19 protein-coding genes and 1 riboswitch are annotated in these 18,233 nt (G+C 74.6%); of the genes, 12 read left to right on the forward strand and 7 right to left on the reverse strand.

Going from position 1 to position 18,233, the window contains the following annotated elements:
- Positions 1–6 precede the first annotated feature (6 nt).
- Both ACZ6O5_RS20660 and ACZ6O5_RS20665 read right to left on the reverse strand, forming a co-directional pair.
- Positions 7–924, reverse strand: coding sequence for an NADP-dependent oxidoreductase (locus ACZ6O5_RS20660; RefSeq protein ID WP_465979263.1), 918 nt, complete (start codon positions 922–924; stop codon positions 7–9).
- Positions 925–969: 45 nt separating this feature from the next.
- Positions 970–1,281 carry a hypothetical protein gene (locus ACZ6O5_RS20665; protein ID WP_465979265.1) on the reverse strand — a complete coding sequence of 104 codons (312 nt, stop codon included), beginning with the start codon at positions 1,279–1,281 and terminating at the stop codon, positions 970–972.
- A 140-nt stretch (positions 1,282–1,421) separates the two neighbouring features.
- On the opposite strand from ACZ6O5_RS20665, the gene ACZ6O5_RS20670 reads away from it, so the two are divergent.
- The 5 genes from ACZ6O5_RS20670 (at position 1,422) to fabF (ending at position 6,477) form a co-directional block, all read left to right on the forward strand.
- Entirely contained in the window at positions 1,422–2,726 is a 1,305-nt protein-coding gene (locus tag ACZ6O5_RS20670; RefSeq protein ID WP_465979267.1) for a PucR family transcriptional regulator, read from the forward strand.
- A gap of 78 nt (positions 2,727–2,804) precedes the next feature.
- A complete protein-coding gene (locus ACZ6O5_RS20675) occupies positions 2,805–3,977 on the forward strand; it encodes an acyltransferase domain-containing protein (protein WP_465979269.1) in 1,173 nt (390 codons plus the stop codon).
- Positions 3,978–4,922, forward strand: a complete 945-nt coding sequence (locus ACZ6O5_RS20680) for a beta-ketoacyl-ACP synthase III (protein WP_405090706.1) — start codon at positions 3,978–3,980, stop codon at positions 4,920–4,922.
- 86 nt (positions 4,923–5,008) lie between these two features.
- A complete protein-coding gene (locus ACZ6O5_RS20685) occupies positions 5,009–5,248 on the forward strand; it encodes an acyl carrier protein (protein WP_013735281.1) in 240 nt (79 codons plus the stop codon).
- A gap of 2 nt (positions 5,249–5,250) precedes the next feature.
- Positions 5,251–6,477, forward strand: coding sequence for a beta-ketoacyl-ACP synthase II (fabF, locus tag ACZ6O5_RS20690; protein WP_405090707.1), 1,227 nt, complete (start codon positions 5,251–5,253; stop codon positions 6,475–6,477).
- Positions 6,478–6,568: 91 nt separating this feature from the next.
- On the opposite strand, the gene ACZ6O5_RS20695 is transcribed toward fabF, so the two are convergent.
- Together ACZ6O5_RS20695 and ACZ6O5_RS20700 are read right to left on the reverse strand one after the other, a co-directional pair.
- Positions 6,569–8,296: a glycoside hydrolase family 3 protein gene (locus ACZ6O5_RS20695; RefSeq protein ID WP_465979272.1), complete on the reverse strand. Its 1,728-nt coding sequence runs from the start codon at positions 8,294–8,296 to the stop codon at positions 6,569–6,571.
- A gap of 33 nt (positions 8,297–8,329) precedes the next feature.
- Positions 8,330–8,821, reverse strand: a complete 492-nt coding sequence (locus ACZ6O5_RS20700; RefSeq protein ID WP_107155828.1) for a DUF3145 domain-containing protein — start codon at positions 8,819–8,821, stop codon at positions 8,330–8,332.
- Positions 8,822–9,149: 328 nt separating this feature from the next.
- On the opposite strand from ACZ6O5_RS20700, the gene ACZ6O5_RS20705 reads away from it, so the two are divergent.
- Positions 9,150–9,479: a hypothetical protein gene (locus tag ACZ6O5_RS20705; RefSeq protein WP_343445732.1), complete on the forward strand. Its 330-nt coding sequence runs from the start codon at positions 9,150–9,152 to the stop codon at positions 9,477–9,479.
- A gap of 38 nt (positions 9,480–9,517) precedes the next feature.
- Here ACZ6O5_RS20705 and ACZ6O5_RS20710 read toward each other — a convergent pair whose 3' ends face one another.
- Positions 9,518–10,156 (reverse strand): carbonic anhydrase, encoded by a 639-nt coding sequence (locus tag ACZ6O5_RS20710; protein ID WP_465979275.1) that lies wholly within the window; start codon positions 10,154–10,156, stop codon positions 9,518–9,520.
- Positions 10,157–10,309: 153 nt separating this feature from the next.
- Between ACZ6O5_RS20710 and ACZ6O5_RS20715 the strand changes: the two genes are divergently transcribed.
- The 5 genes from ACZ6O5_RS20715 (at position 10,310) to ACZ6O5_RS20735 (ending at position 16,458) form a co-directional block, all read left to right on the forward strand.
- Entirely contained in the window at positions 10,310–11,236 is a 927-nt protein-coding gene (locus tag ACZ6O5_RS20715) for an alpha/beta fold hydrolase (RefSeq protein ID WP_465979277.1), read from the forward strand.
- A gap of 115 nt (positions 11,237–11,351) precedes the next feature.
- Positions 11,352–13,469 (forward strand): HelD family protein, encoded by a 2,118-nt coding sequence (locus ACZ6O5_RS20720; RefSeq protein WP_465979572.1) that lies wholly within the window; start codon positions 11,352–11,354, stop codon positions 13,467–13,469.
- A 77-nt stretch (positions 13,470–13,546) separates the two neighbouring features.
- Entirely contained in the window at positions 13,547–14,461 is a 915-nt protein-coding gene (locus ACZ6O5_RS20725; RefSeq protein ID WP_281936996.1) for a cation diffusion facilitator family transporter, read from the forward strand.
- 142 nt (positions 14,462–14,603) lie between these two features.
- Positions 14,604–14,733, forward strand: a riboswitch (cyclic di-AMP (ydaO/yuaA leader).
- Positions 14,734–14,738: 5 nt separating this feature from the next.
- Positions 14,739–15,818, forward strand: coding sequence for a coiled-coil domain-containing protein (locus ACZ6O5_RS20730; RefSeq protein WP_465979280.1), 1,080 nt, complete (start codon positions 14,739–14,741; stop codon positions 15,816–15,818).
- A gap of 79 nt (positions 15,819–15,897) precedes the next feature.
- On the forward strand, positions 15,898–16,458 hold the full coding sequence (locus ACZ6O5_RS20735) for a hypothetical protein (RefSeq protein ID WP_465979282.1): 561 nt from the start codon (positions 15,898–15,900) through the stop codon (positions 16,456–16,458).
- Here ACZ6O5_RS20735 and ACZ6O5_RS20740 read toward each other — a convergent pair.
- Positions 16,352–16,864: an SRPBCC family protein gene (locus tag ACZ6O5_RS20740; protein ID WP_281937002.1), complete on the reverse strand. Its 513-nt coding sequence runs from the start codon at positions 16,862–16,864 to the stop codon at positions 16,352–16,354. The genes ACZ6O5_RS20735 and ACZ6O5_RS20740 overlap by 107 nt on opposite strands.
- A 64-nt stretch (positions 16,865–16,928) precedes the next feature.
- Positions 16,929–17,288 carry an STAS domain-containing protein gene (locus ACZ6O5_RS20745; RefSeq protein ID WP_107155819.1) on the reverse strand — a complete coding sequence of 120 codons (360 nt, stop codon included), beginning with the start codon at positions 17,286–17,288 and terminating at the stop codon, positions 16,929–16,931.
- 440 nt (positions 17,289–17,728) lie between these two features.
- Here ACZ6O5_RS20745 and ACZ6O5_RS20750 point away from each other — a divergent pair, with 440 nt between their 5' ends.
- Entirely contained in the window at positions 17,729–18,133 is a 405-nt protein-coding gene (locus tag ACZ6O5_RS20750) for a hypothetical protein (protein ID WP_465979285.1), read from the forward strand.
- The last annotated feature ends 100 nt before the right edge of the window (positions 18,134–18,233 follow it).

The raw sequence follows: 18,233 nt of genomic DNA on the forward strand, positions 1-18,233 counted from the left end.
CCCCGCTCAGACGGTCAGCACGACCTTGCCCCGGACGTGCCCCGCCTCCACCAACCGCTGCGCCTCGGCGGCCCCGGTGAGCGGGAACGTCCGGGCCACGTGCACGGTGAGCCGGCCGGCGTCGACCAGCCCGGCGAGCGCCCCCAGGTCGGCCGAGGACGGCTTGACGAAGACGTACGCGCCGCCGAGGCGGGTCACGTGCTCCGGGTCGGCGGTGGAGACCAGCCGCCCCGGCCGGCCGATCAGCTCGGCGGAGGCGTCCAGCGCGTCGCCCCCGAACAGGTCCAGCACCACGTCGACGCCGTCCGGCGCGACCGCGCGGACCCGGTCCGGCAGGCCGTCGCCGTAGCTGACCGGTTCCGCGCCCAGCGACCGGACGAAGTCGTGGTTCGCCTCGCTCGCCGTGCCGATCACCCGGTCGGCGCCGAGCGCGCGGGCCACCTGCACCGCGAGGTGTCCCACCCCGCCGGCCGCGCCGTGCACCAGCACGGTGTCACCGGCGCCGGTGCGGGCGAGCTGCAACGCCTGGTAGGCGGTGAGCCCGGCCAGCGGCAGACCAGCCGCCTCCGGCCAGGACGCCCGTACCGGCTTGTCGGCCAGGCACCGCTCCGGGGCCGGGACCAGTTCCGCGTACGTGCCGTGCTGCACGTCGTCGCGGCGGACGTAGCCGATCACCTCGTCGCCGACGGCGAACCCGGACACCGCCGGACCGACCGCCTCCACCACGCCGGCGGCGTCCCACCCCGGCACCAGCGGGAAGTGGGTCGGGAACGCGCCGGCCAGGTGCCCCGCCCGGACCTTCCAGTCGACCGGGTTGACCCCGGCGGCCCGCACCCGCACCAGGACCGTGTCCGGTCCGACCGGCGGGGTGGGCAGCTCACGAACGGTGAGCAGGTCGGCCGGGCCGTACTCGTCGATCGCCATCGCCTTCACCCCACCCACGCTAACCGCCGGACGGGCCCCGCGTGGTCAGCACCAGCGGCGCGGCGGCCGTTCCCGGCGGCTCGTGCGGTTGCCGGGGCGCACCGCGCCGTGCCGGTGGCCACCCGCCCAGCCGGCCTGGTCGCTGCGGCAGCCCTGGGTCGACGCCGGGTCGACCGTGGGACCGGCCGGCTCGACGACCCGCTGACGCGGCGCCGCCGACTCGTCGTCGGCGCGCTCCGGCGACCGCCCGGCCGCCGGCTCACCCGGATGGGTCAGCCCCGCCCGGCGCGGCTGGTCGTGGCCCGGCCGGCAGTGCTCGTGCTGGGCGCAGCCGTGTTCGGCCTCCCCGTGCGCCATCCCGGTCCCCCTCACCCTTCGCCCTCGCCCGTCGGACGGAACGCCCCGACGCGCTCTGACACCGTACTGGCCCGGCCCGACGAGATCGTCAGCGCGTACCGGTGGAGATCACCCGTCGGCGGCGCCGCCGCGGACTCGGAGTGGATCCGCTGGTCAGGCCGTGTCAGGCTGGTGCGGTGAGTGAACCGGGCGGTACCGAGACGTCGGCCACGCTGCGCCGCATCGAGCGGGCCGCGGGAAGCCTGGCCACCGCCAGCGTGGCCCGGATGGACGAGAGTCTGCTGTGGTTCCGCGAGCTGCCCGCCGACCAGCGTTCCTGGGTGATGCTGGTGGCCCAGGCCGGCGTGCGGTCCCTGGTGCAGTGGCTGCGCCAGGGCGGCGGCGCGACCGACCGCACCCAGGAGGTGTCGGACGAGGTCTTCGCCGCCGCGCCGGTGGCGCTCGCCCGCTCGATCAGCCTCCAGCAGACCGTGGCGCTGATCAAGGTGACCATCGAGGTCGTCGAGGAGCAGGTGTCCGAGCTGGCCGTGCCGGGCGAGGAACAGTCGTTGCGGGAGGCGGTGCTGCGGTTCTCCCGCGAGATCGCGTTCGCCGCCGCCCGGGTGTACGCCCGGGCCGCCGAGACCCGGGGCTCCTGGGACGCCCGGTTGCAGGCCCTGCTGGTGGACGCGCTGCTGCGCGGCGACTCGCCGGACGTGCTGGCCAGCCGCGCCGCCGCGCTGGGCTGGTCGGACGCGCCGCCGGTGGCGGTGGCGGTGGGCCGCTCCCCCGGCGGGGAGGTGTCGGCCGTCCTGCACACCGTCTACCGGCAGGCCCGCCGGATCGGCGTCGAGGTGATCGGCGGCGTGCACGGCGACCGCCTGGTGATCGTGCTGGGCGGGGCGGCCGATCCGCTGGCGGCCGCCGGGAAGCTGCGTACCGCGTTCGGCGACGGGCCGGTGGTGGTCGGTCCGGCGGTGCCCAGCCTCGACGAGGCGACCGAGTCCGCGCGGGCGGCGCTCGCCGGGTTCCGGGCCGCGCCGGCCTGGCCGACCGCGCCGTGCCCGGTCGCCGCCGGCGAACTGCTGCCCGAGCGGGCGCTGGCCGGCGACACCGAGGCGCGCCGCCGGCTGCGCCACGACGTGTACGCGGCGCTGGCCCGCGCCGGCGGCGGCGAACTGCTGGAGACGCTCGACGCCTTCTTCGCCGCCGGCGGCACGCTGGAGAGCGCGGCGCGGGCGCTGTTCGTGCACCCGAACACGGTGCGTTACCGACTGAAGCGGATCGCCGAGGTGACCGGCTTCTCGCCGCTCGCCCCGCGGGACGCCTTCGCGCTCCAGGTCGCGTTGACAGTCGGTCGGCTCGACCCGGTGGTCCCGGCCGTCACGCCGGTCCCGAACCAGACAGCGAGCCCAGCCGGTCGGAAAGTGGCCCAGAGCGGCGACGACCGGCGCCGATCTTTGTAGGTTTCCTCTAAAGCTTCTAGTGCGGTTTGGTGCCGTGCGTTACAGCGCGACCCGCGAGTATCCGTCAGAGTCGTACACGTGCTCGCCGTACTCTCCCCCGGACAGGGTTCACAGAAGCCCGGTTTCCTGAACCCATGGCTCGACCTCGCCGGCGCCGAGGCGCGCCTGCGCTGGTGGTCGGCGCTGGCCGGGGTCGACCTGATCCACCTCGGCACCGAGGCGGACGCGGACGAGATCAGGGACACCGCCCGCACCCAGCCGCTGCTGGTGGCCGCCGCGCTGCTCGCCGCCGAGCACCTGCCGATGCACGACGTCCGGGTGGTCGCCGGGCACAGCGTCGGCGAGCTGGGCGCCGCCGCGCTGGCCGGCGTGCTGCCCGCCGAGGCGGCCGTGACGCTCGCCGGCTTACGCGGCCGGGAGATGGCCGCCGCCTGCGCGCTGGAGCCGACCGGGATGGCCGCCGTGCTCGGCGGCGACCCGGACGAGGTGCTCGCCGCACTGGAGACGCACGGCCTGCACCCGGCCAACCGCAACGGCGCCGGCCAGATCGTCGCCGCCGGCGCGATCGCCGGGCTGGAGAAGCTCGCCGTCGAACCGCCGACCCGGGCGCGGGTGATCCGGCTCAAGGTGGCCGGCGCGTTCCACACCCCGTACATGGCCCCGGCCGAGACCGCGCTGGCCGGCGTGGCCGGCGGCGTTACCGTGGCCGACCCGGCCCGCGTTCTGCTGTCCAACCTCGACGGCGCCCCGGTCGGGTACGGCCGGGAGGCGGTGCAGCGGCTGGTCCGGCAGGTGACCGCCCCGGTCCGCTGGGACCTGTGCATGCGCACCCTGGTCGACCTCGGCGTCACCGGCGTGGTCGAACTGCCGCCGGCCGGCACGCTGGCCGGTCTGGTCAAGCGGGAGCTCAAGGGGGACGGGGCACCGGAGATCGTCACCCTGAACACGCCCGACGACCTGCCCGCCGCGCGGAGCCTGATCGCCCGGCACGGCGGTGGCGACGTCGCCCGCCCGTCGGCGTCCGGTTTCCGGGTGGTGGTCTCCCCCGCCGCCGGTGTCTTCACGCCGGTGACCGAGCTGACCGAGGGCGCCGGTGTGCACGCCGGCCAGGTCGTCGGCCACGTCGCCGCCCGGCAGGGGCGGGTCGAGGTGACCGCGCACGACAGCGGGCTGCTCACCGAGTGGCTCGCGCACCACGACGACCCGGTCGCCCCGGGCCAGCCCCTCGTCCGCATCGGAGGATCGCACTAAATGGCCGGCAGCCGGATCGCCGCGATGGGGCACTACCAGCCCTCCCGCGTGGTCACCAACGACGAGCTCGCACAGTTCGTCGACACCAACGACGAGTGGATCCGGGACCGGGTCGGCATCGCCACCCGGCGGATCGCCGGCGAGGAGACCGTGGCCGACATGGCCACCGCCGCCGCCGGCAAGGCGCTGGCCAGCTCCGGCCTCACCGCCGCCGACATCGACCTCGTCGTGGTGGCGACCTGCACGTCGGTGGACCGCAGCCCGAACGTGGCCTGCCGGGTCGCGGCGAAGCTGGGCATCAACGCGCCGGCGGCGTACGACCTCAACACCGCCTGCTCCGGTTTCGCGTACGCGCTCGGCACGGTGGACCACGCGATCCGGGCCGGCGCGGCGCGCAACGCGCTGGTGATCGGCGCGGAGAAGCTCTCCGACGTGACCGACTGGACCGACCGGTCGACCTGCATCATCTTCGGCGACGGGGCCGGCGCGGCGGTGGTCACCGCGACCGCCGACGACGAGCCGACCGGGATCGGGCCGGTGGTGTGGGGCTCCGCGCCGGAGAAGAGCGACGCGGTGCGGATCGAGGGCTGGCGTCCGTACATCGCGCAGGAGGGGCAGTCGGTGTTCCGCTGGGCCACCACCGCGCTGGCCCCGCTGGCGCTCCAGGCCTGCGAGCGGGCCGGGGTGGCCCCGTCGGAGCTGGCCGCGTTCGTGCCGCACCAGGCCAACGCGCGGATCATCGACGGCATCGCCAAGCGGCTGAACATCCCGGACGCGATCATCGCCAAGGACATCGTCGAGTCCGGCAACACGTCGGCGGCGAGCATTCCGCTGGCCCTGTCGAAGATGGTCGAGCGACGCGAGGTGCCCGCGGGCGCCCCGGTGCTGCTGTTCGGCTTCGGCGGCGGCCTGACCTACGCCGGTCAGGTCGTGCGCTGCCCCTGATGACCCCCTCGGGCGCGAACGCGCTCCAGGTGCGGTGACCGGCGTCGCCGGCCGCCGAGAAACCCCGATGAGAGGAACCAACCGCAATGACCCGTGACGAGATCACCGCCGGCCTCGCCGAGATCCTCGAAGAGGTTGCCGGGGTGAGCCCGGACGACGTGGCCGAGGGGAAGTCCTTCACCGACGACCTCGACGTCGACTCGCTCTCCATGGTGGAGGTCGTGGTGGCGGCCGAGGAGAAGTTCGGCGTCAAGATCCCGGACAACGAGGTGCAGAACCTGAAGACCGTCGGGGACGCGGTCAGCTACATCGAGGCGCAGTCCTGATCATGAGTCGCCCCGACGTCGTCGTCACCGGGCTCGGCGCGACGACCCCGCTCGGCGGGGACGTCGCGTCGACCTGGGACGCCATGCTGACCGGCCGCTCCGGGGTGAGTGCGCTCACCCAGGAGTGGGCCGGGCAACTGCCCGTCCGGATCGCCGCCCAACTGGCGGTGGACCCGGCCGAGGTGCTGGACCGCGTGAAGCTGCGCCGGCTGGACCGCTCCCAGGCGATCGCCCTCATCGCCGCCCGGGAGGCCTGGGCGGACGCCGGGCTGGCCGATGCCGGGCCGGACCCGGAACGGCTGGCCGTCAGCGTCGGCTCGGGCATCGGCGGCGCCACCACCCTGCTCGCCCAGGACGACATCCTGGAGGCGTCCGGACCGCGACGGGTCTCCCCGCACACGGTGCCGATGCTGATGCCGAACGGCCCGGCCGCCTGGGTCGGGTTGGAACTGGGCGCCAAGGCCGGGGTGCACTCGGTGGCCAGCGCCTGCGCGACCGGCGCGGAGGCGATCTCGCTGGGGCTGGACATCATCCGCGCCGGCCGCGCCGACGTGGTGGTGGTCGGCGGCACCGAGGCGGTCATCCATCCGCTGCCGATCGCCGGCTTCGCCTCGATGCGGGCCATGTCGACCCGCAACGACGAGCCGGAGAAGGCGTCCCGACCGTGGGACAAGGCCCGGGACGGCTTCGTGCTCGGCGAGGGCGCGGGCGTGCTGGTGCTGGAGCGCGCCGACCACGCCGCCGCCCGCGGCGCCCGCGTCTACGCGCGCCTGGCCGGCGCCGGGGTCACCTCCGACGCGTACGACATGGTGCAGCCGCACCCGGAGGGCGAGGGCGCGATCCGGGCCATCACCCGGGCGCTCGCCGACGCGGACATGGCCGGACGGGACATCGTGCACGTCAACGCGCACGCCACCTCCACGCCGGTCGGCGACATGCTGGAGATCGGCGCGCTGCGCGAGGCGATCGGCGACCACCCGCTGCTCACCGCCACCAAGTCGATGACCGGGCACCTGCTCGGCGCGGCCGGCGCGTTGGAGTCGATCGCCACCATCCTGGCCATCCGGGACGGGGTCGTGCCGCCCACGGTCAACCTGGACGACCCGGACGACGGCCTCAGCCTCGAGGTGGCCGCGCACAAGGCCCGGCACCTGGAGATCCCGGCCGCGCTGAACAACGCGTTCGGCTTCGGCGGGCACAACGTGGCGCTGGTCTTCACCCGCCCCTGAACCATGGTGTGCAAGGAAGGGCCCCTTCTTAACACGTGAGTGTTAAGAAGGGGCCCTTCCTATACCGGAAGCGTTAAGCGGGGGCCCCTCCTTACGAGCAGGTGGTGGCGGGCAGGCCGGGGACCGGGACGGGGGCGCGGCCGGTGGGGCGGGCCTTGCCGGCGAGCACCGCGGCCAACGCGGTCATCGAGGCCCGGGTGGACGAGTAGGTCGCCAGCACCGTCGGCGACTTCGCCCCGGCCAGCACGTACGGGGTGTCCATCGCCACCGTCACCGCCGCGTCGGCGTTCAGGTCCTTCGTGCCGTCGCCGTACCCGACGAGGTGCACGACGGTGCCGCCGGAGGACACCACCTTGACACCGGCGGCGGTGAGCGCCTCGGTCAGCAGGGCCCGGGTGCGGTCCCGCCCACCGGAGGAGGTGACCCGGACCGGTCCGGTCACCGCACCGCCGCACGTGCCGCGCAGCACGGTCACCGCGGCGGCGGCCAGGTCGGCGGCGGCCTTGCGGTGCTCGGGGCCGTCCAGCGTCGACAGCGCCGGCTGCGGGTGCCCGGCCAGCCGGAACTTCATGGTGAGCACCCGGGTGACCGCCTCGACCAGGCGGGTGCGGGGCAGCGAGCCGTCGGTCAGCGCGGCGCGCAGCCCGTCGTACGCCTGGCCCACGTTCGGCGTCATCAGGATGAGGTCGTTGCCGGCGTTGAGCGCGCGGACCGCCGCCTCGCCGGGCGACCACTTCTTCGCCGGCGCCATGTTCATCCCGTCGGTGATCACCACCCCCTGGAAGCCGAGCTGACCGCGGAGCACGTCGGTGAGCAGCTTGCGGGAGAACGTGGCCGGGGTGCCCGGGTCGACCGCCGTGACGTTCAGGTGGGCGGACATCACCGCCATGGCGCCGGCGTCGATCCCGGCGCGGAACGGCGGGAACGCGGTGCGCTCCAGCACGGCCCGGGACTGCCCGACCACCGGAAGTTCGGTGTGTGAGTCGGCGGCGCTCAGGCCGTGCCCGGGGAAGTGCTTGACCGCCGCGCCGACGCCCTCGGCCTGGAGGCCGCGGACCGCGCCGGCCACCTGGGGTGACGCGGTGGCCGGGGTGGCGCCGAAGGACCGGGAGCCGATCACCGTGCTGCGGGTGGCCAGCACGTCGGCGACCGGCGCGAAGTCCAGGTTGATCCCCATCGCGGCCAGTTCGGCGCCGGCGGCCCGCCAGGCGGCCTCGGTCAGCGCCGGGTTGCCGGCCGCGCCGGCGGCGAGCGGGCTGGGCAGTTGGGTCACCCCGTCGGTGATCCGGGTGACCACGCCGTACTCCTGGTCGGTGCCGACCAGGAAGGGCGCGGCGCCGGCGGGCAGCTTGCCGGCGGCGTCGCGCAGCCCGTCGGTCAGCGCGCGGACCTGCTTGGGGTTGTCGACGTTGGTGGTCTCCTGGTTGCCCGAGGTCGGGTCGTCGGCGCTGAAGCCGACCAGGATCACGCCGCCGAGGCGGTACTTCGCCACCATCTCGGCGGGGGTGTCGACACCGGCCAGCGCCCGGTTGCCGGCGGCCGAGCCGGCGGAGACCTGGGTGGCCGAGCTGCCGTACGCGTACGGCATCAGCACCTGGCCGACCAGGTCCTCGTCGGAGAGCGTGGCGACGAGCGCGGCGGCCCGGGCGGCGGGATCGGCGGCGGTCGGGTCGGTGGACCCCGACGCGCTCGCGCCCGCCGACGGCGTCGCTGTCGACGGCGTCGGCCGGGGCCGGTCCGGCCCGTCCGAGCAGCCGGTGAGGACCAGCGCGGTCAGTGCGGCGAGCGCGACGGCGGAGCGTCGCGAAGGAATCGACACGGGCCCCACCGTATCGGGGCAACTCGCCCGGCGTCACCCCACCCGGGTGAGCAGCGTCACCGGCGCGCCGTCGCCGGCGTACCGGTAGGGCTCCAGCTCGGCGTCCCAGGCGGTGCCGAGCGCCTTGTCGAGGGCGTGCGCGAGCGCCTCCGGGGCGCGGGCGGCGGCCATCAGGGTACGCAGCCTGTCCTCGCCGAGCTGGATGTCGCCGGCCGCGCCGACGGTGGCCCGGAACAGGCCCCGGCCGGGGACGTACATGAAGCGCTCGCCGTCGGCGCCGGGACTGGGCTCCTCGGTCACCTCGAAACGGATCATGGGCCACTGCCGGAGGGCAGCGGCCAGCTCGGCGCCCGTCCCCGGGCTGCCGGTCCAGCCGCACTCGGCGCGCCGCGCGCCGGGGTCGACGGGCTGCCCCGTCCAGTGCAGGTTGACCGGCGCGGCGAGGACGCGCGCGATCGCCCACTCGACGTGCGAGCACACGGCGAGCGGGGTCGAGTGGACGTATACGACGCCACGCGTTGGCACGGTGACCTCCCGGTGAGCCGAGGTGCGTCTTCCCCTACGACCTCGTCACGCGAGTGGCCTCTGGCACACATGATGACCGCTGTGACAGGTGGTGCGCCAGCGAATCGGAAAATTCGCCGCGGTCGGTCGGCCGGAAATACCCGGGTGGGCGACCCGGTTGTGTCCCGGTGACGGCGCGACCACCAGCCAGGCGTCGCGTTCGTGTACAGTTCTCTGGGCGGTTCTGTGCCGCCGCACGACTTCGCGGGCCGGCGCTCAAACCCGGGCGTCACTCGCACAGCCCCCGGACGGTTCCCGTCCCCACCGTACGTCTGCAAGGAGTACCTCCGTGGCGAGCAACACCTCTAAGACCGCGCGCGCGTCAGTCCGGGCCGGCCAGGCTGGCCAGGGTGGCGCCCTCAGCGTGCTGGGCGAGTTCAAGTACCTGATCCCGCTCAACGGCGGCAAGCACGCCTACGTGCGCAACCTGACCAACGGCAAGACCGCGCACCTGCGCACCGACTCCGACGCCTTCGTCGAGGAGATCCGGACGCTGGCCGCCGCCGGCCACGCCGCCAAGATCCGCGCCGAGATCAACGGCCTGGCCGCGTCCTACCCGAACCACGGCTGGGACGCGACCGAGAAGCGTCTCGTCGAGGCCGGTGTCTTCGAGGGCTGAGCCGCCCTCACCCGCACCACCGCGACCGCCCGCCGGGATCACCCCGGCGGGCGGTTCCGTGTCTCCTTTTCCGCCGGCAGCAGCGTGACCTCACCGGTGGCCAGGTCGTAGAGCGCGCCCACCACGGCCAGTTCGCCGGTGGCGACCCGGTCGGCGAGCAGGTCGTCGGCGCGCAGCGCGGCCACCGTGCGCCGCACGTGCCGGCGGATCGCCAGCGGGTGGACGGCCGGGTCCGCCACGCCGACCTCCCGCACCGCCGGGGTGATCCGGTCCACCACGTACCCCAGCGCGCCGCCGGGCCGCCGCCCGGTGCGCACCGCGTCGACGGTCGAGCCCACCGCGCCGCAGCGCTCGTGGCCGAGCACCATCACCAGGCGTACGCCGAGCTGGCCCACCACGTACTCGATCGAGCCGCAGACCGCGCGGTCGAGCACGTGCGCGCCGGTGCGGATCACGCAGATCGAACCGAACGTCTGGTCGAAGATCGCTTCCAGCGGCACCCGCGAGTCGATGCAGCCCAGCACCACCGCGTAGGGCTGCTGGTCGCCGGAGGCCACCGCCGCGGCGGCGGTCACGTCGTGCCCGTGCAGCGGTTGGCCGCTGACGAAGCGGCGGTTGCCGGTGAGCAACTCGGCCAGGGCGGCCCGGGGGGTCCGGGCGGCGGGCGGGGACGGCATGCCTCCAGCCTGCTCACCGATCGGACCGCACGGGAGCGGACGGCGAATCTTCTCACCGGCCCGGTTGCCGTGGTGTCATGACGGGTAACGCCGGTGTCACCACCGGGTAACGCCCCGGTGGCCGGACACCGGGCGGCCCGGGGGAGGTGGACCATGTCGGAGCACCAGGAGCTGCGGCTTTCCGACGACGTACGGCTGCACGTCACGGTGACGGGGCCGGCCGACGCCGACGTCACCGTGATCATGCTGCACGGCTGGACGCTGGACGGGCGGAGCTGGCACCGGCAGCTCGCCGACCTGCGGGACCGCTTCGGCGAGCGGGTCCGGGTGGTCGCCTACGACGCGCGCGGTCACGGCCGGTCGAGCTGCCTGACGCTGCGCGACGCGACGCTGGCCCAGCTCGGGGACGACCTGGCCGCGGTGGTCGACGAGTTCGCCGCGTCCGGCCCGGTGGTGCTGGTCGGGCACTCGATGGGCGGCATGACGGTGATGGAGTACGCGCACCGCCACCCCGACCGGTTCGCCGCGCGCACCGCCGGCCTGGTCTTCGTCTCGACCACCGCCGAGGGACACACGCACACCGTCTACGGGCTCTCGCCCCGGATCGCCCGGCTGATCCGGCTGGCCGAGACCACCGGCGCCGGGGTGCTGGCCCGCTGCGGCGGCTGGCGTCCGCCGTACGCGTTGCTGCGCGCGCTGCGGCCGAGCATCCGCTGGATGCTGTTCGGCGACCGCTGCGACCCGGCGGACATCCGGCTGGTCACCTCCGCGGTGGCGCGCGCCACGCTGCGCTCGATCGGTGGGTTCCGCGCCTCGATCGGCGCCCAGCACCGGCTGGAGACGTTGGCCGCGTTGGGCGGGTTGCCGGCCGCCGCGCTGGTCGGTGACCGGGACCGGCTCACGCCGCCGCCCTGCGCCGAGTCGATCGCGGCGGCGCTGCCCACCACGGAGCTGACCGTCTGCCCCGGCGCGGGTCACATGCTGATGATGGAACGGCCCGACGTGGTGAACGCCGCCGTGGCCGGGGTGCTGCGCCGGGTGCTGGCCGGCATCGCGGTCCCGGGCCCGGCCGCGGCCTGACGGACGGTCCCGGCACCGGTCCGGGCCGGCGCGGAGGCAGGCCCCGACGTGCGGCTTGCCGGCGGCCCGTACCCTCATTCAGCCCGTCGTGCCGTCCGACCACAGGAGCACCGCGTTGACCGACCAGACCACGCTGGACCGGGAGATCGCCGCCGAGCAGCGGCATCTCGACCGGGTGTACGCCCGGCTGGCCGAACTGCGCCGGTCGGCGGCCGACGCCGAGCGGGAGGGCTACCGGCTGGCCCGGGTCGGCACGTTCGGCGCGCTGGTCGAGCGGGACGCGATGGTCTTCCACGCCGCGCAGCGCCGGCACGTGCTGGACGCCGAGCACGAAGGGCTGGTCTTCGGGCGGCTGGACCTGCGCACCGGGCAGGTGCTGCACGTGGGCCGGCTCGGGGTGCGCGCCGACGACGCGGAGACGCTGGTGGTGGACTGGCGGGCGCCCGCCGCCGCCGCGTTCTACCAGGCCACGCCCGCTGAGCCGCGCGGCGTGGTGCGCCGGCGCACGATCCAGTCCGCCGCCGAGCGGGTCACCCGGATCGAGGACGACCTGCTGGACCCGGAGGCCGCGCCGGCGGACATGGCGGTGGTCGGGGACGGCGCGCTGCTGGCCACGTTGTCCCGGGCCACCGGTCGCGGGATGCGCGACATCGTCGCCACCATCCAGCGGGAGCAGGACGAGGCGATCCGGTCCCCCGGCAGCGGCGTCACGATCGTCTCCGGCGGCCCGGGCACCGGCAAGACGGCGGTGGCGCTGCACCGGGCCGCGTACCTGCTCTACTCCGACCGGGCCCGGTACGCCGGCGGCGGCATCCTGGTGGTCGGCCCGTCCGGCGTGTTCGTCGAGTACATCGCCTCGGTGCTGCCCTCGCTCGGCGAGGAGACCGCCACGCTGCACTCGCTCGGGTCGTTGTTCCCGGGCCTGTCGGCGACCCGGACCGACCCGCCGGAGGTGGCGGCCGTGAAGGGTTCGCTGCGGATGCGCCGGGTGCTGGAGCGCGCCGCGCGGGACGCGGTGCCGGACTCCCCGGCCGAGCTGCGCCTGCTCTACCGCGGTGAGCTGCTGCGGCTCGACCGGCCGGCGCTGGACGCGGTTCGGGACCGCACGCTGACCCGGGGCGCGCGTCGCAACGAGGTGCGTCGGGCCGCGTTCGACGCCGTGCTCGCCGCGCTCTACGCGCAGGCCCGGACGCTGCGGGTGGGCCGGCTGCCGGAGCAGCCCGCGTTCGAGGACGAGATCATCGAGCGGCCCGAGTTCCGCGAGTTCCTCAAGGCCTGGTGGCCCCGGCTGCACCCGCGTCACGTGCTGGGCTGGCTGGCCCGGCCCGAGCGGCTGCGCCGGTACGCCGGCGGGGTCCTCTCCGCGACCGAGATCCGGCTGCTCACCGACGCGTACCGGACGCTGGACACCGACGGGTTGACCGTCGCCGACATCGCGCTGCTGGACGAGCTGGACGCGCTGCTCGGCAAGCCGGTGCGGCGGGCGAAGCCGAAGCGGGACCCGTACCAGTTGGCCGGCGGCGTGCGCGAGCTGAGCACGTACGCCGATCGGCAGCGCGCGGCCCGGGCCGCCGCCCGGGAGCGCCCGGTGGACTACCGCGACTTCGCCCACGTGGTGGTGGACGAGTCGCAGGACGTCTCGCCGATGCAGTGGCGGATGGTCGGGCGGCGCGGCCGGCTGGCGTCCTGGACGGTGGTCGGCGATCCGGCGCAGACCGCCTGGACCGGCGATCCGCAGGAGCTGGACCGGGCCCGTGACCAGGCGCTGGGGCGGCGGCCCCGGCGTCGCTTCGAGCTGACCACCAACTACCGCAACTCGGCGGAGATCTTCGCCGTGGCGGCGGCGGAGATCCGTCGGCGGTATCCGGATCTGGCGCTGCCCGTCGCGGTGCGTTCCACAGGCGTGCCGCCAGTGGAGCGGACGGTGGCCGCGGCCGAGCTGCCGGCGGCCACGGTCGAGGCGGTCCGGGCGCTGCTGGCCGAGGTGGAGGGCACGGTCGGCGTGATCACGCCGGTGCCGCGCCGGGACGAGGTGGCCGGTTGGCTGGGCGACCTCGACGCGGGCCGGCTCCAGGTGGTCACCAGCCTCCAGGCCAAGGGCATGGAGTACGACGGAGTGGTGTTGGTCGCGCCGAGCGAGATCCGGGCCGACCCGGGTTCGGGTGTCCGCACGCTCTACGTCGCGCTGTCCCGGGCCACCCAGCGCCTGACCACGCTCGATCCGGTGGGCTGACGCCACAGTCACTTGCACACATAGCGATGTGAGCATAGATTGGGCCCGTCCGGGATTCGGGGCGGGAGGGTGGGTGCGTGGGCGCAGGTCATGACCACAGCGCTGCGGTGGCCAACGCGGCGCACCGGCACTCCGGTCGGCTCTGGGCGGCGTTCGCGCTGCTCGCCGTGCTGATGGTGGTCGAGGCGGTGGCCGCTGTCACGACCGGCTCGCTCGCGCTGCTCTCCGACGCCGGCCACATGTTCACCGACGTGCTCGGCATCGGCATGGCGCTCGCGGCGATCACCGCCACCCGACGCGCCCGGACCGACCCGCAACGCACGTTCGGGCTCTACCGGCTGGAGGTGCTCGCCGCGCTGGCCAACGCGGTGCTGCTCGGCGCCGTCGCGGTCTACGTCCTGATCGAGGCGGTACGCCGGTTCGGTGAGCCGCCGGAGGTGCTCGCCGGACCGATGCTGGTGGTGGCCGTGCTCGGCCTGCTCGCCAACATCGCCGCGTTCGCGCTGCTGCGCTCCGGCGCCCAGGAGAGCATCAACCTGCGCGGCGCGTACCTGGAGGTGCTGGGCGACCTGCTCGGCTCGCTCGGGGTGATCGGCGCCGCGCTGGTCATCGCGGTCACCGACTGGTGGTGGGCCGACCCGCTGGTCGCGGTGGCGATCGGCCTGTTCATCCTGCCGCGCACCTGGCGGCTCGGCCGGGCCGCGGTGCGCATCCTGGTGCAGGCCGCGCCGGAACACCTCCAAGTGACCGCCGTGCACGACCGGCTGACCGCCGTGCCCGGCGTGGCGGAGGTGCACGACCTGCACGTCTGGACGCTCACCTCCGGCATGGACGTGGCCTCGGCACACCTGACCACCGATCCGGGCGCGGAGGTCGCCACCGTGCTGGCCGCCGCCCGGGCCGCGCTGCACGAGGACTTCTCGATCGATCACGCCACGTTGCAGATCGAACCCGGAGCGTCCGCCGGCGCCTGCGGCCCAACCGGCTGGTAGTTAGGACAGACTTAAATTCGAGTGGCTATTGTTGACTTATGCCGGTTTTGCCCGGTATTCGGCTCCGGGTGGCGGAGCCGGCTCCGGGCAACGCCGGTAGGCTCGGTCGCGGCCGACCCGCAGGCGTCATCCGGCGCCGACGGAGCGGCCGTCGCCTAATCGCCCGCGGGGCGAGCCGGGGAACCACGTACGTGGGGTGCATCCGCGTCAGCGGTAGGGATCTTCCGTCCCGAACCCGTCAGCTAACCCGGTCGGCGGTTGACGGAAGGACACGTGAATGCCCCCAGTGGCACCTGTACGACGAACGGCCGCCCGGATGGCGGCCCTGCTCGTCGCGATGCTGACCCTCGGCCTCGTGACGGCACCGGTCTCCCCCGCCTCGGCGGCACCCCCGACCGGCCGGCTCGCCGCCGCGCCCGGGGACGACGACGAGGGCGGCACGCCGGCGCTGCGCGCCAAGCTCGACGCCGCCAGCAAGGGCTGGCTGGAGGCCAGGGCCGCGCTGAACCGGTCGGTGACCCGGCAGAAGCAGCTCAACGAACGACTCGTGACGATCGACGCGGAACTGACCGAGCGCAACGCCAAGGTCGGTGAGATCGCCGAGGTGGCGTACCGCACCGGCCGGATGGGCACCGCCGCGGCGCTGCTCGGCAGCACCAGCCCGGAAGGCTTCATGGACCGGGCCGCCGCCCTGGAGACGGTCGCCGCGCACGAGGACCGGACGCTGCGCGAGCTGATCACCACCCGCGACGAGGCGATCCGCACCCGTACCGCGCTCGACGGCGAGGTCCGCGAGCAACGCAAGCAGGTCACGGTGATGGCCAAGCGCAAGGAGCAGGCCGAGCAGGCGCTGGAGGAGGCCAACAACCGGCCGTCCGCCAGCAGCGGCGGCGGCAGCGGCGGGATCCGGGGCACCTCCACCGCGAACGCGAAGCCGGCCAAGCGCAACTCCGACGGCTCCTGGCCGGCCGAGTCGTGCAGCGTCAACGACCCGACGCCGGCCAGCGGCTGCATCACCCCGCGTACGCTGCACGCGCTGCAACAGGCCCAGGCCGCCGGCTTCACCCGGTACGTCTCCTGCCACCGGCCCAGCGGCTCCGGCGAGCACCCGAAGGGTCGGGCCTGCGACTTCGCGGCCCAGAAGAGCGGCTTCGGCGGCGTGGCCAGCGGCGGCGACCGGACGTACGGCAACAACCTGGCCGCGTACTTCGTGCGCAACGCCGACCCGCTCGCCGTGCTCTACGTGATCTGGTTCAAGCAGATCTGGCTGCCCAGCAGCGGCTGGAAGTCGTACAGCGGGGGCAACGGCGACCCGTCCAGCGACCACACCAACCACGTGCACCTGTCGGTCTACTGAGCACTACGCCCCACGACGTACACCGGGTGTCGTCGCGCGGCCCACGACGTGGGCCGCGCGACGGGGCGACGATCGGGACATGAGACGACTCTCCCCCGCCGGCCGCAAGGCGCTGCTCACCGCGCACCTGGCCACCTCGCTGGGCTGGCTCGGCACCGACCTGACGCTGCTCGCGCTCGGCGTCGCCGGGCTGCGGGGCGCCGACCCCGACGTGGTCTACCCGGCGGCGGCGCTGCTGGTCACCTGGCTGTTCGCACCGCTGAGCGTGGCGGTCTGGCTGATCGGGACCGCCAGTGCCCTGCTCACTCCGTGGGGCCTGCTGCGCTGGCGATGGGTGCTGGTGAAGTTCGCGCTCACCACCGTCATGCTCGGCCTGGTGCTGCTCCTGCTGACCCCCCGGATCCGGCACCTCGGCGCGCTCGCCGGGGCAGCCGACGCGCACCTGCGGGTCGACCTGGTGGTGCCGCCGGCCGTCTCCACCACGCTGCTGCTGATCGCCACCGTGCTGTCCGTCTGGAAGCCGTGGGGGCGGATCAGGCGGGCCGGCCCTCCAGCGTCGCGCCGAGGCGGGCGGCGAGGCCCAGGTGAGCGGCCCGTGCCTGGCGGAACGCGTAACCGAACAGCGGCGCCGGCGCGGTGAGCGTGATCTCCACGTCGATCCGCACCACGCCGTCGGGCTCGTCGCGCAGCCGGGTGTGGTTACGCACCGTCGTCGCCGGCTGCTGCCGGGCGACGGTGACCACCTCGTCCTCGGTGGCGACCAGCACGTCCGCCTGGTAGGTGACCGGGAAGTGCAGGGGACCGAGCTCCAGCCGGTCGGTGATCGCGAAGCTGGCCAGCGCGCCCGGCCGGGGCGGCAACTGCCGGACCCGCACGATCAGCGGATGCAGCTCGCCCTGCCGGCTCAGGTCGCCGAGCAGGGCCACCGCGTCCGCCCGGCTGCACCGGGCCTGCACGGTGTAGCTGAAGCTGTCGCTGCTCTGCAACCGGTCCCCCTCGCCGTCGTGGGTCCGGACGATCGTCCCGTACCGGGGCCGGCCTGGCAACGGGTCGAAGGTCCCCCGGCCGGCGAGGGGCCGGACGCAGGATCGGTGCGCGGGCGGGTGGCGCTCAGGCGCCGGGGAGCACCTCGGGAGCCTCGTCGGCGAACCAGGGCTCCGGCGCGCCGAAGAGACCGAGCAGGCCGGTCACCCAGAGCTGCCGGTGCACGAACCGGCTCGGCTCGGTGACCACGAGCTTGACGCCGCTGACCTCGCAGGTCTGGAAGCCGGCGACCATGGCGCTGATGCCGACCGAGTCGATGAACGTGACGAGCCGCATGTTCAGCTCGATCCGGACGGGACGCGCCTTGGCCAGCACCTCGGCGATCGCTTCCCGCACCTCGTACGCGGTGTCGACGTCGATCTCCCCACGGGGCGCGATCTGGACGACACCACCCGGACGCACCGATTTCACGATCGACAGGCTCACGCGAGCACCTCCACTCGCCCCAACGGGCGCCTCATCAGTACGCGGGCCGCGACCGAGAGTATTCCTCCAACGGCCCCGGTCGCCACCCCCCGGGATGAGCAATTCGCGGACTGGGCACACCTGGGTGAGCCCAAACCGCACCTCCGGGTTCCGATTTCCCCTTCGACGCGGACCAGTGACCGGCCGAACGACCGGACCGGGTCGGCCGATCCGCCGACCCAGGGTAGCGGGCCCGCGCATCCCACCGGGACACCCGGTCCCCGGCGCGTACGGGTGATTCCGCCCACCCCGTCCGTTTCCCCGCCGCTCGACTGACCGAGCGGGCGGGGTTTGGCGCGGGAGCGGGCGGGGCACTGCCCGGGGAAGTGAACCGTGACGCGCCGGATGACCACCGGAGTCCGACGTGGCCGCCGGGCTTCGGCACCCGAGGAGGTAGAACGATGTTCGGATCCAACCTGTTGGACCGCCGTAGCAAGCCCGAGCGGGTCGCGGACCAGGCCTGGCAGCACCTGCTCGACGCGGTCGGCACCGCCGGTGACAGCGTGCGGGACGCCACCCGCGTCGCGCGCCGCAGCTCCTCCGGCCTGGCCGACGAGGCCACCGACCTGGTCGGCTCCGCCGCCGACGAGGCGCGCCGCCGGGCCGGCCTCGCCTTCGAGGCGCTCGCCGGCCGGCGGCCCGCGCTGCCGTGGACGCTGCTGATCGCGGCGGCCCTGGCCGGCGCGGCGATCGGCTGGGCCGCCGGCACCGCCGCCCGCGCCGCCGGCAGCCGGGAGCGTGCCGCCGACGAGATCGAGTTCGTCGACGTCGACCGCCCCAACTCCCCCGCCGGCCTGGACGGCTGACCGCACCCGCACACGACGACGGTGGCCGTCCCCGACGAGGGGGACGGCCACCGTCGCGTCAGCGGGCTCCGGTGATCATGAGGGTGACGGGCGGAGGAGC

The organism is Micromonospora sp. NPDC049201, assembly GCF_055586805.1.

Bases quoted from the DNA above. Each gene is read 5' to 3' on its own strand.
- ACZ6O5_RS20665 (WP_465979265.1), bottom strand. From the start codon at position 1,281: ATGGCGCACGGGGAGGCCGAACACGGCTGCGCCCAGCACGAGCACTGC.
- ACZ6O5_RS20660 (WP_465979263.1), bottom strand. From the start codon at position 924: ATGGCGATCGACGAGTACGGCCCGGCCGACCTGCTCACCGTTCGTGAG.
- ACZ6O5_RS20735 (WP_465979282.1), top strand. From the start codon at position 15,898: ATGAGACGACTCTCCCCCGCCGGCCGCAAGGCGCTGCTCACCGCGCAC.
- ACZ6O5_RS20680 (WP_405090706.1), top strand. From the start codon at position 3,978: ATGGCCGGCAGCCGGATCGCCGCGATGGGGCACTACCAGCCCTCCCGC.
- ACZ6O5_RS20685 (WP_013735281.1), top strand. From the start codon at position 5,009: ATGACCCGTGACGAGATCACCGCCGGCCTCGCCGAGATCCTCGAAGAG.
- ACZ6O5_RS20750 (WP_465979285.1), top strand. From the start codon at position 17,729: ATGTTCGGATCCAACCTGTTGGACCGCCGTAGCAAGCCCGAGCGGGTC.
- ACZ6O5_RS20730 (WP_465979280.1), top strand. From the start codon at position 14,739: ATGCCCCCAGTGGCACCTGTACGACGAACGGCCGCCCGGATGGCGGCC.
- fabF (WP_405090707.1), top strand. From the start codon at position 5,251: ATGAGTCGCCCCGACGTCGTCGTCACCGGGCTCGGCGCGACGACCCCG.
- ACZ6O5_RS20715 (WP_465979277.1), top strand. From the start codon at position 10,310: ATGTCGGAGCACCAGGAGCTGCGGCTTTCCGACGACGTACGGCTGCAC.
- ACZ6O5_RS20710 (WP_465979275.1), bottom strand. From the start codon at position 10,156: ATGCCGTCCCCGCCCGCCGCCCGGACCCCCCGGGCCGCCCTGGCCGAG.